Here is an 11,692-nt window from a genome sequence, read left to right on the forward strand (position 1 = left end):
GTTATTCTCCCCGTGAGTCAGCGTTATCTTTCTTCTGCTGACGACCCAGTTCACGAACCGCCATCACGCTGACGCCGGCAACCAGTCCTACTACGCCGCCCAGCAGCCCAATCGCTCCGGCAGATACATTGCCGCCTTCTTTCATGTTGACGTCAGGTTTCTCAGAACGTGGTGTTTGGTTTTCCACATGAGCAAGCTGGTGAATACCTTTATGGAAGCCGACGCCTTCTTCGTTACAGCCGTAGCAAGGGTGACCGATAGCCACCGGCCACACGCCGCCCACATCGCAGAATTGCAGCGTTGAGCAGTTGCCGTAGGTTTCTGGTCCTTTACAGCCCAGATGGTAGAGGCACCAACCTTCACGGTGGCCTTCATCGCCAAACTCTTTAGCAAAGCGACCAGCATCGAAGTGCGGGCGACGTTCGCAGTGTTCGTGAATCAAACGGCCATAGGCGAATGTCGGACGGTTTTTGGTATCCAGCTTCGGCGGCTTACCATAAGTGATGATATGCGCGACCGTTGCGAGGAAGTTATGCGGGTTCGGCGGACAGCCGGGGATGTTGATGATGGTTTTACCTGGCAGAACTTCTTGCAGGCCGACGGCACCCGTTGGGTTAACGCCAGCGGCAGCAACACCACCCCACGCGGCGCAAGAGCCGATGGCAATGATAGCGGCTGCGCCTTCTGCGGCCCGGCGGATGTGATCCACGATCGGCTCACCGGCAACCATGCAGTAAATACCATTATCTTTCAGTGGGATAGAGCCATCCACTACCAGAACATATTGCCCTTTGTACTTCTCCAGAGCGTTATGTTTGTTCTCTTCAACCTGATGGCCGAAGGCGGCAGAGAGCACCTCATGGTATTCCAGAGAGATTGTCTCCAGAACGAGGTTTTCCACTGTAGGGTGTGTCGCGCGAAGCAGCGATTCAGTACAACCCGTACACTCCTGAGCACCAATCCAGATAACCGGTGGGCGCTGAGGACGAGAAACTGATTCGGCCATTTCTGCGGCGGCTTTGCTACTGAGCCCCATGGTAGCGGCCAGTGCTGCACAAAGCTTCATGAAATCACGGCGATTAATGCCGCTCGAATTGATGAGAGAGTTATCTCCAGTCATTTTATAGTTATTCCGTTGCGAAGACCTGGCTTTTATTTTGCACCATTCGCATGTTGCATATTGCGATCGGCGCGCCATTACCACACTTTTTATATGGTTATGTGCATTATAATACTTCGGCGGAGCAACAAAACGAAGGCGTAGGTCAATAGTGTAATTAATTAAAGCAAGATAATACCCCTTTCGGATCAAGCTTCGAGTCGATAGCCGGCCATGAAAAAGCGAATTGTTGTACTGGACTGGTTCTCTTTAAAGAAATCCATCACCATCTCTTTATCCAGCCCATAACGGCGCGTCAGGATCCCCGCTTCCCACGCGCTGAGCTGTCGATCGCCCGTTTTTTCAAACATTCGATGTGAAAATCCCAGCACAAAACCACGCTTATAATCCGCACAAAAATTCGCCACCGAGCGTGCACTATCCGCACTTGAGGCGTTTAATCCGGCCATCAGACCTTTACCAAAATGGTTGTCCATGCATAACCTCCAATCGCTATATAATAAATTATATAGCGATTTTTTAAGCAAAGACCAGAGGTATCACGAACTTTTTATAACGGCTTAAAAGGACACCCACTCATCCGTTTTAGCGGCCGCAGACGTTTTGCTGTCTGCTGAAGAGGAAGCGGTTTGGCTGGCTGTGAATTGCACATCATTAGCGGAAAGGCGGAACTGTTGCACCGAGCGTTGCAGCTCCTCTGTTTGTCGTTCCAACGCTACTGCCGCGGCGGAAACTTGTTCTACCAGCGCAGCATTCTGTTGCGTTACGCTGTCCATCTGCGTGATCGCCACGCTCACCTGCGAGATACCCTTATTCTGTTCTTCCGAGGCAGAGGCAATTTGCTTCATGATGACAGTCACTTCGGTGGCGCCGCGCAGAATCGCCTCCATGGTTAATCCTGTTTCTTTAACCAAACGAGCACCCTGATCAACACGACGCGATGACTCGCCAATCAGCGTCTCAATCTCTTTCGCCGCCCCGGCGCTGCGACTGGCAAGGTTGCGTACTTCACCGGCAACGACGGCAAAACCGCGCCCCTGCTCGCCTGCCCTGGCTGCTTCAACCGCCGCGTTCAGCGCCAGAATGTTGGTCTGGAAAGCAATGCTATTAATAACTGACGTGATTTCCGCGATCTGTTTAGAACTGGCGGCAATGCCGTCCATCGTCTCAACCACTTCCGAAACCAGCGTGCTCCCTTTACCTGCCGTTTCTGTCGCCGTATCGGCAAGCTGGCTGGCTTCACGGGCATTTTCTGCGTTCAGTTTTACCGTTGCGGTCAGCTGCTCCATGCTGGCAGCGGTCTCTTCCAGCGCCGCAGCCTGCTCTTCAGTACGCGAGGAGAGATCGTTATTGCCGGTCGAAATTTCCGTCGCCCCTCGCCAGATGTTGTCACTACCTGAACGGATAGTACTGACGGCTTCGCGCAGGCTGTCCTGCATCGCGCACAGTAACGGCACCAGTTGACCCACACAGTTCCGACCAAAATCTTCAATTGGATGACTGAGATCGCCCTGCGCAATCTGCTGGAACTGCTGGCGAATACGTCCCAGCGGTTTCACCATCATGGAAACAAGATAACGGTCGGTAAAGAAAAGGAGGGCAATCCCAAGGATCACGGCGGTGATAATTAACGTCCGGATGATAGACGTTTTGCCATCGACCATCACGCGGGTGGTATCGAGTCGCTCGCCTGCCGTGGCGTTAAAACGCTCGGCACTGGCGCCAAATTCACGGCTCAACGCGGGTGTAATAGTGCTGGCATGCTCCGCAAAGGCCGTAAGCGTACCCTGCTGCGCCAGCTGCATTTGCGGGATCACGCCGTTGTCCAGCAGCGCCTGCCACTTCGTCAGTACTGCGTTAGCGACGTCAGGGTCCATAGGGCCCGGAGATAATGTTTTCATCTCCTGGAGTTTTTTGCTCATATTCTCAAGGGACTGTTGCGCCGGCGCAAAATCAGGCGTTCCGCCGCTCATTTTGACATCCATGGCGCGACTTAAGCGCGTTACGAAGCGAAAGTACTGATCGTTGCCCTGACTGAGAACCGTCATCTGATGGACAAGATGACGGTCAATATCATTGCCTTCAGATATTTTTGATAACGAATGAAGACTGAATAAACCCACGCCTGACCAGAGCAGGCAAAAAAGTCCCAGTATTGCCAACATGACAATACGAATAGTGAAGTTTTTCAGCAAACGCATAATAATTTCCTTGCCGTTGATGAGGAATTCGCCATCAGGCGATACTTATCCTTGTTATCGGCAGGCAACAGAGAAGATATAATGCGTTCTTTATTTTTTTACTTTCTTAAGTACATCCACTATCTCTCCACACTATATCAATATGAATGCTAATGAAATTCGGTAGCATTATTATTCAGGTAATTAGTTATAAGCATTAAATAATCTATTGTTTTCTATCGCAAATATTTGTTAAACCACGCAAGAGTACGTTCCCAGGCTAAATCAGCGGCAGCTTTATCATAACGGGGGGTCGAATCGTTGTGAAAGCCATGATTAACGCCGGGATAGATATAGGCTTCATAGACTTTCTTATTCGCCTTCAGTGCCGTTTCATAGGCAGGCCATCCCTCATTAATTCGGGTATCTAATTGCGCATAGTGCAGTAATAAAGGCGCGTTTATTTTAGGGACATCTGACGCAGGAACCTGACGCCCATAAAAAGGCACCGCGCAGGCCAGTTCCGGGAATGCCACTGCGGCGGCATTCGATACGCCACCACCGTAGCAAAATCCGGTGATACCTACCTTTCCCGTGGTCCCCGAATAATGTTGCATAAATTCAATGGCGGCAAAAAAGTCGTTCATTAACTTTACGGGGTCAACCTGCTGCTGCAATTCCCGACCTTTATCATCATTGCCTGGATATCCCCCTACCGAACTTAATCCATCAGGCGCGAGTGCCATAAAGCCCGCCTTCGCCACCCGTCGCGCCACATCTTCAATATACGGATTCAGCCCACGATTTTCATGTACTACCACCACCGCCGGAACATTCCCCGTCACCTTCGCAGGTTTAACTAAATACCCCCGCACATCACCATGCCCTTCAGGCGAAGGATAGGTAATATATTCCGCCAGAATATCGGGATCGGTAAATTCTACCTGCGTTGCGAGGGCATAGTTGGGTTTCAATAAATTGAATAAGGCCAACGCCGTCATGCCACCCACTGCATATTTCGCTGCCAGATTGAGAAACTCGCGTTTCGTTATTTTGCCATGCGCGTAATAGTCATAGTAGTCGAGCAGTTCTTGCGGAAAATCTTTGGCAGTCAAACGCGGCATCGTCGCACTCCTGATTGATGTTTTTTTAAGCAAAGCACAGTGACCTGTTTTTGCCCAGTTTTTCATCTCAGTGTGACCTGGTGAACGGGATATTCACCGTGAACCCGCTAGAATAGAAACGTTGTTTCGAAATTCACCTGCACTAAGGAGATCTCATGGCCTGGTTTGCCAATCCTGAACGTTACGAGCAGATGCTCTATCGCTACTGTGGGCGCAGCGGTTTGCGTTTACCCGCGCTATCGCTGGGTTTATGGCACAGTTTTGGGCACGTTCAGGCGCTGGATTCACAGCGAGCCCTGTTGCGTAAAGCATTTGATTTAGGCATCACGCATTTTGATTTAGCCAATAACTATGGGCCGCCACCAGGCAGCGCAGAAGAGAATTTTGGCCGATTGCTGCGCGAGGATTTTGCACACTATCGCGATGAACTGATTATCTCCACCAAGGCAGGCTATGACATGTGGCCTGGGCCATATGGTTCTGGCGGTTCGCGCAAATACCTGCTCGCCAGCCTCGACCAGAGTCTGAAACGCATGGGTCTCGACTATGTCGATATCTTCTACTCTCACCGCGTTGACGAAAATACGCCAATGGAAGAGACCGCCTCGGCGCTGGCCCACGCCGTGCAAAGCGGTAAAGCGCTGTATGTCGGCATCTCATCCTATTCCCCGGAACGTACGCAGAAAATGGCCGAGCTGATGCGGGAATGGAAAATTCCATTGCTGATCCATCAGCCGTCTTACAACCTGCTTAACCGCTGGGTAGACAGCAGCGGCCTGCTGGATACGCTGGAATCCAACGGTATGGGCTGCATCGCATTTACGCCGCTGGCTCAGGGACTGCTGACGGGGAAATACCTTAACGGTATTCCGGAAGGTTCACGCATGCAGCGTGAAGGGAAAAAAGTTCGTGGGTTAACGGAAAACATGCTGACGGAAGAAAACCTTACCAGCCTGCGTTTGCTTAATGAGATGGCGCAACAGCGTGGACAGTCGATGGCACAAATGGCCTTAAGCTGGCTGCTAAAAGACAACAGGGTAACGTCGGTATTGATTGGCGCCAGTCGACCGGAGCAACTGGAAGAGAACGTTCAGGCGCTGGCGAATCTGACGTTCAGCGCCGAAGAATTGGCGCAGATCGATAAGCACGTCACGGACGGTAAGCTGAACCTGTGGCAGGCCTCATCTGACAAATAACTGTAGGTAACACCGTGCCGGGTGGCGGCATTAGCCTCCCCGGCACGTAATACGGGCCAGTTAGTCCCTCACACCTCTTCCGCTTTAATCTCTGGACGTTGATATTCCGGCCACACCAGCGCGACAAGCGCAGGATAAGCCTCAAGGCTGAACTCCCTGAAGCACTGACGTAGGTTAAGCACGTCCAGATCGGCATGCGGGACCTTCTCACCGCTCAGACAGCGTTTTTTAATATTGTCGTAATATTTATACACCGCAGAGTTGAGATCGCTACAACGCCGCTGTGCATCAAATAGCCCTGGCGTCTCATTCAGCTCCACCATTGTCATCCGTTTGATCGTCGAGTGGATAAAATCGATATATTCGTGATTGACGCGCCAATACCAAACCGGAGTAATCGAATTCATCAGTACCGAGAAATGATCTTCACCCTCTTCTTTACTCAGTATTTCCGGTTGGTTTTCAGCGTATCCATTTTCTGCATTGCGGTTTTTATTTGCGCTGCGCATCAACAAAAGTACCCCGCAAGTCAGCAATAGCAGGGTAATAACAGAATAAAATATACTGTTCATATACTGGCTCCATTTTTTTTGATTTTAAAATTACGCCATGCTATTGTCAACGCGGCATGGTTTATTTAAAACAACATATCATTGGCATCAAAGGATATTTCAACATGCTTCCCGAGCATCTTGTTCCCTCGCGTTTTCACTTATCCAGCTCACCTGACAATACCACCTCTACAGATAATAGTGAAAATTTGACTCAGGGGAAGATAACATTAAGCGATTACGAATCCGATATTTTGATTAGCTCAACCGCTACCGGTCAGTCACGGAATATGCTATTTGAAGAGTGCGACCGCCATTTAAAAGAGCGTCTATTTCGTGCAGCAAAAATTGAGTCATTCTCTCGCCTGCTCAATTCACTACAGGCAGAAGGCGACATTAATGCACAAGAATTAAGTAAAATTTTGACTCAAAAAACAGCCATCATAAATGAACAGGGCAACAAAATTTGGCTTAATTTAATTACCCGTGAAACCAGCGATCCTATTTTTTATTCTCTGGAAGAGAAATAAAATGAAAGATGTTGAGGATAATAATGTTTATTTGGCTTTAGATAACCATAAAAGCGATGAGTTTGTCTTAAAGCAAAATTTAGCCGTGTTGATTGCCAATAAAAACACGACACTGGAAAGCGTTGCTCAGGAGATAGTCTCTATTCCCGCTGCACTGGTGCGGATGAAATGGCAAAATCGCCGTGAAATTTACTCGCTACAGGCTAAAGAAGAGATCTACGGTGCCGCGATCGAAGCCATTATGGAGCAGCAACCAGAACTGCGGGACAAAATCATGGCCCGACTGGAAAGCACCTACCAGCATATACTCGCGCGGGAAACGGCCACCTTACGCCTGACGCGAAAGCTGTCTGAAGGGAACTACGAACCCACCAGAATAACCACGGTCGCGTTAGATGAGAACAGATAAGAACAAGTGTGCGAGGGAGTTGAATCAGGAGAGGCACGCCGGGTAAGGCGGCAACCATTACCCGGCAATGATGAGGATTACTTCGCTTTCACAGTCTCTTCGCCAACCAGACCAATCTTCAGGAAGCCCGCCTGATGCAGCGTATCCATCACCTTCATCATGGTTTCATAATCAACGGTTTTATCTGCCCGGAAGAAAATCGTGGTGTCTTTCTTCCCTTCAGTTAGCGCATTTAGCTCGTTAATCATGGTTTCATCCGTCACCTGATTGTTGCCAATAAACATACTCTTATCGGCTTTAACTGACAGGTAAACCGGTTTTTCCGGACGCGGCTGCGGCGTGCTGGTGGAGGCAGGGAGATTCACCTTCACATCTACGGTTGCCAACGGCGCGGCAACCATAAAGATGATCAATAAAACCAACATAACGTCGATAAACGGCGTCACGTTGATTTCATGCATTTCACCGTTATCGTCCAGGTTTTCATTAAAGCTCATTGCCATGGAACATTATCCTACACGTAATTTCTGCGCTGCACGTACCGGATGCGCGGATGCGCTCGCGTTCAGGTCTAGATCGCGGCTTTGCAACAACAGCACCTGTGCCGCGACGTCGCCCAGCATCGCTTTATAGCTGCCAATCTGACGTGCGAAAATATTGTAGATAACAACCGCTGGAATTGCTGCGACCAGACCGATTGCGGTCGCTAACAGCGCTTCTGCGATACCCGGCGCAACAACGGCCAGGTTGGTCGTTTGGGTTTGTGCAATCCCGATGAAGCTATTCATGATGCCCCATACGGTACCGAACAGACCGACGAAAGGAGAGATAGCCCCGATGGTGGCCAGGTATCCGTTACCGCGGCCCATATGGCGACCTACCGCAGCCACACGACGCTCCAGACGGAAGCCGGTACGCTCTTTAATGCCTTCGTTATCTTCGCTGCCTTCTGACAGTTCCAGCTCGTTCTGCGCTTCGTTAATCAACTGTGCGCCCAGGCTTTTGCCATCGAATCCTGCGGCAATCTCACTTGCCTGATCTAAAGAGCGGGCTTCCGCCAGCAGTTGCTGTTCACGCTTAAGGCGGCGTTTCTGAGTAAAGAACTCAAGGCTCTTACTAAAGAAGATAGCCCAGGTGACCACTGACGCCAAAATCAGCCCAATCATCACGCACTTAACCACGATATCGGCGTGCTGATACATACCCCAGACGGAAAGATCCGTCTGCATCAAATTATTACCCACTCTGTATCTCCAGGACGCAAATCACAAAATCTGAGCGTAATCATATCAAAACGACGTCGAATTGATAGTCGTTCTCATTACTATTTACATATTGCCGCACCTTTGGTTTCTTTTCCTTGCGCTCACGCAGTAAAAAAGTCACCAGAAGCATTTTGAGATTATTTTCTACTGTATGGCCGTTCTGCAGGATGCGTCATCTTTGATTCATGGTAGTTTAGACATCCAGACGTATAAAAACAGGTAAGACAACATGGCAGATAAGCAACTTGAAACCAAACTCGTTCACGCAGGACGCAGTAAAAAGTACACGCTGGGCTCGGTAAATAGCGTTATCCAGCGCGCTTCTTCGCTGGTTTTTGACACCGTAGAGGCCAAAAAACAGGCCACGCACAACCGTGCGAACGGCGCGCTTTTCTATGGACGTCGCGGAACCCTGACGCATTTCTCTCTTCAGGAAGCGATGTGCGAACTGGAAGGTGGCGCGGGTTGCGCGCTGTTCCCCTGCGGTGCGGCGGCCGTTGCCAACACCATCCTTGCCTTTGTGGAGCAAGGGGATCATGTGCTGATGACCAATACCGCCTATGAACCCAGTCAGGATTTCTGTACCAAAATTCTCGGCAAGCTCGGCGTGTCCACCGGCTGGTTCGATCCGCTGGTTGGCGCCGATATCGTTAAGCACATACAGCCGAACACGAAAGTCGTATTTCTGGAATCTCCCGGCTCTGTCACTATGGAAGTGCATGATGTTCCCGCTATTGTTGCCGCCGTCAGAAGCGTCGCGCCGGATGCAATCATCATGATTGATAACACCTGGGCTGCCGGGGTGCTGTTCAAAGCGTTGGATTTTGGCATCGATATCTCTATTCAGGCAGGCACCAAATATCTGATTGGTCATTCTGACGGCATGGTCGGCACGGCGGTATCTAATGCCCGCTGCTGGGATCAACTGCGCGAAAATGCCTATCTGATGGGGCAAATGCTGGACGCCGATACCGCCTATATGACCAGCCGTGGACTGCGTACGCTGAGCGTTCGCCTGCGTCAGCACCATGAAAGCAGCTTAAAGGTCGCCGAGTGGCTGGCCAGCCATCCGCAGGTCGCCCGCGTGAACCACCCGGCACTGCCCGGCAGTAAAGGGCATGAATTCTGGAAGCGTGATTTCACCGGCAGCAGCGGCCTATTCTCCTTTATATTGAATAAGAAGCTCAATAATGAGGAGCTTGCTGCGTATCTGGATCACTTCAGCCTGTTCAGCATGGCCTACTCCTGGGGCGGTTTTGAGTCGCTGATTCTCGCCAACCAGCCGGAACACATTGCGGCAATCCGTCCGCAAGGCGAGGTGGATTTCAGCGGAACGCTCATCCGTTTACATATCGGTTTAGAGAATGTTGACGACCTGATTGCCGATTTGGCCGCAGGATTTGCCCGAATCGAGTAAAATTGCCACAGATGGACATATATGCAGACACTTCTGGTGGAAAAGTCTGCAATTGTTGCGTCCGGGATCAAGGCATCCCGGGCAATTCAGGAGTACAATCCACACATAAACGCTGTTCCACAGGAAAGTCCATGGTAGTCATTCAAGATATTGTCTCCGCACTCTGGCAACACGATTTTGCCGCACTGGCGGATCCGCACGTTGTGAGCGTGGTGTACTTCGTCATGTTCGCCACGCTGTTTTTAGAAAATGGCCTGCTGCCAGCCTCCTTTTTACCCGGAGACAGCCTGTTATTACTGGCAGGAGCGCTGATCGCTCAGGACGTGATGAGTTTTTTACCTACCATAGCTATTCTGACGGCCGCAGCCAGTCTGGGCTGCTGGCTGAGTTATATTCAGGGACGCTGGCTAGGCAACACGCGCACGGTGAAAGGCTGGCTGGCGCAATTACCGGAAAAATACCATCAGCGCGCAACCTGCATGTTTGACCAACACGGTCTGATGGCGCTGCTGGCAGGGCGTTTTCTGGCGTTTGTTCGCACCTTGCTGCCAACGATGGCGGGCATTTCAGGGCTTCCTAACCGTCGGTTCCAGTTTTTTAACTGGCTGAGTGGCCTGCTGTGGGTCACCGTCGTCACCAGTTTCGGCTATGCGCTGAGCATGATCCCGTTCGTCAAACGTCATGAAGATCAGGTGATGACCTTTTTAATGATCCTGCCGATTGCCCTGTTAACCGCAGGATTGTTGGGAACATTGTTCGTGGTGATTAAAAAAAAATACTGTAGCGCCTGAGTATTATCCGTAGCCGGGGTAATCCCCGGCATTTTGCCTGATGGCGCGCAGCTTTATGGCCTACGGTGTACCTTTCAGGCCTACAAGCAATCAACTCCCCTGCATCATACGAATTCTTGCCGCATCTTCCCCCGGCGTTACGCCAAAGAAACGTTTGAACTCCCGACTGAATTGCGATGCGCTCTCATAGCCGACGCGCATGGCAGCCGCACTGGCCTTCATTCCATCGTGAATCATCATCATCCGTGCTTTATGCAGGCGATAGCTCTTAAGATATTGCAGCGGCGACGTGCTGGTCACCGCTTTAAAATTATGATGAAACGCCGACACGCTCATGTTCGCTTCAGCTGCCAGCTGTTCTACATTAAGGTTTTCGGTGTATTTGGTTTCAATCCTCTTTAGCACCCGGCTTATCAAACTGAAATGCGTCTGGCGACTGACCAGCGCAAGCAAGGCACCGCCACGCGGCCCGGTCAACACATGGTAGAGGATCTCGCGAATAATCTGTTTCCCCAGAATACGAGCATCCAGCGGCCGCTCCATCACATCCAGCAGGCGCTCTGCGGCACAGAGAATTTCGTCAGAGAGCGTCGCAGAGTTAATCCCACTGGCAGCCATGGCGGGCTGGAACAGTTCGTCTTCCCCAATGTCCATCAGCAGCTCCTGCAATTGCAGAATATCGACATTCAGGTAAATACCGGCCAGAGGAACCTCCGGCGTCGCATAGGTTTCACATTCAAAGGGTAAAGGTACGGTTAGCAGCAGGTATTCGTTGGCGTCATAGCGAAATATGCGCTCATTGATGTAACCAATTTTATGTCCCGAAAAGAGAAATATGATGCCTGGCTGATACATGACCGGTGTACGTGCCGCCGGCTCCGTACCGTATAGCAGGCGGACATCTGGCAGCAGTTCGTTAAGTCTATTTTCATTGCTTTTCAGCTGCTTAATTTTATCTGTCAGCAGAAGGCAGATCTCATCACGGTTCATGGAGCACCATTTCATCATCGGTTTTCGACCCTGACATAATGCGCAGATTTATCCGTTTTCTCCAGCAGTCTGTAGAAATGGGCAAGACATCGGCAGAAATGAGCATTGAGAGCAGCGCG

General features: G+C 50.6%; 13 protein-coding genes. 5 read left to right on the top strand and 8 right to left on the bottom strand.

Features of this window, described 5'->3' with window-relative positions:
- Nucleotide 1: 1 nt before the first annotated feature.
- The 4 genes from hybO to yghX all read right to left on the bottom strand — a co-directional run bounded on the left by hybO (nt 2) and on the right by yghX (nt 4,424).
- Entirely contained in the window at nt 2–1,120 is a 1,119-nt protein-coding gene (gene hybO, locus OGY18_RS13615) for a hydrogenase 2 small subunit (RefSeq protein WP_003024486.1), read from the bottom strand.
- Nucleotides 1,121–1,308: 188 nt separating this feature from the next.
- Nucleotides 1,309–1,596, bottom strand: coding sequence for a DUF2623 family protein (locus OGY18_RS13620; RefSeq protein ID WP_003024490.1), 288 nt, complete (start codon nt 1,594–1,596; stop codon nt 1,309–1,311).
- A gap of 84 nt (nt 1,597–1,680) precedes the next feature.
- Nucleotides 1,681–3,321 carry a methyl-accepting chemotaxis protein gene (locus OGY18_RS13625; RefSeq protein WP_286553355.1) on the bottom strand — a complete coding sequence of 547 codons (1,641 nt, stop codon included), beginning with the start codon at nt 3,319–3,321 and terminating at the stop codon, nt 1,681–1,683.
- Between the two features lie 215 nt (nt 3,322–3,536).
- A complete protein-coding gene (yghX, locus tag OGY18_RS13630; RefSeq protein ID WP_286553485.1) occupies nt 3,537–4,424 on the bottom strand; it encodes a YghX family hydrolase in 888 nt (295 codons plus the stop codon).
- A 155-nt stretch (nt 4,425–4,579) separates the two neighbouring features.
- On the opposite strand from yghX, the gene OGY18_RS13635 reads away from it, so the two are divergent.
- Nucleotides 4,580–5,620, top strand: a complete 1,041-nt coding sequence (locus tag OGY18_RS13635; RefSeq protein ID WP_003828364.1) for an aldo/keto reductase — start codon at nt 4,580–4,582, stop codon at nt 5,618–5,620.
- 68 nt (nt 5,621–5,688) lie between these two features.
- On the opposite strand, the gene OGY18_RS13640 is transcribed toward OGY18_RS13635, so the two are convergent.
- The gene (locus tag OGY18_RS13640; protein ID WP_008785809.1) at nt 5,689–6,192 is read right to left on the bottom strand and encodes an ESA_00282 family adhesion-associated protein; all 504 of its coding nucleotides are present in this window, start codon (nt 6,190–6,192) and stop codon (nt 5,689–5,691) included.
- A gap of 104 nt (nt 6,193–6,296) precedes the next feature.
- Between OGY18_RS13640 and OGY18_RS13645 the strand changes: the two genes are divergently transcribed.
- Nucleotides 6,297–6,701 carry a hypothetical protein gene (locus tag OGY18_RS13645; RefSeq protein WP_003828367.1) on the top strand — a complete coding sequence of 135 codons (405 nt, stop codon included), beginning with the start codon at nt 6,297–6,299 and terminating at the stop codon, nt 6,699–6,701.
- A 1-nt stretch (nt 6,702) separates the two neighbouring features.
- Complete coding sequence (locus tag OGY18_RS13650) at nt 6,703–7,110, top strand: cytoplasmic protein (RefSeq protein ID WP_148361476.1); 408 nt, start codon at nt 6,703–6,705, stop codon at nt 7,108–7,110.
- Between the two features lie 77 nt (nt 7,111–7,187).
- Here OGY18_RS13650 and exbD read toward each other — a convergent pair whose 3' ends face one another.
- Entirely contained in the window at nt 7,188–7,613 is a 426-nt protein-coding gene (exbD, locus tag OGY18_RS13655; RefSeq protein WP_003828370.1) for a TonB system transport protein ExbD, read from the bottom strand.
- Nucleotides 7,614–7,619: 6 nt separating this feature from the next.
- Nucleotides 7,620–8,354, bottom strand: coding sequence for a tol-pal system-associated acyl-CoA thioesterase (exbB, locus tag OGY18_RS13660; protein WP_003828371.1), 735 nt, complete (start codon nt 8,352–8,354; stop codon nt 7,620–7,622).
- 250 nt (nt 8,355–8,604) lie between these two features.
- On the opposite strand from exbB, the gene metC reads away from it, so the two are divergent.
- Together metC and yghB are read left to right on the top strand one after the other, a co-directional pair.
- The gene (metC, locus tag OGY18_RS13665) at nt 8,605–9,792 is read left to right on the top strand and encodes a cystathionine beta-lyase (RefSeq protein ID WP_003828372.1); all 1,188 of its coding nucleotides are present in this window, start codon (nt 8,605–8,607) and stop codon (nt 9,790–9,792) included.
- Between the two features lie 131 nt (nt 9,793–9,923).
- Nucleotides 9,924–10,583, top strand: coding sequence for a DedA family general envelope maintenance protein YghB (yghB, locus tag OGY18_RS13670; RefSeq protein WP_003024510.1), 660 nt, complete (start codon nt 9,924–9,926; stop codon nt 10,581–10,583).
- A 90-nt stretch (nt 10,584–10,673) separates the two neighbouring features.
- Here yghB and OGY18_RS13675 read toward each other — a convergent pair whose 3' ends face one another.
- Nucleotides 10,674–11,573 carry an AraC family transcriptional regulator gene (locus tag OGY18_RS13675; RefSeq protein ID WP_032934199.1) on the bottom strand — a complete coding sequence of 300 codons (900 nt, stop codon included), beginning with the start codon at nt 11,571–11,573 and terminating at the stop codon, nt 10,674–10,676.
- Between the last annotated feature and the right edge of the window lie 119 nt (nt 11,574–11,692).

Source organism: Citrobacter sp. Cpo142, from assembly GCF_030332425.1.
In the GTDB taxonomy this organism is placed as follows: Bacteria; Pseudomonadota; Gammaproteobacteria; order Enterobacterales; family Enterobacteriaceae; genus Citrobacter; species Citrobacter portucalensis.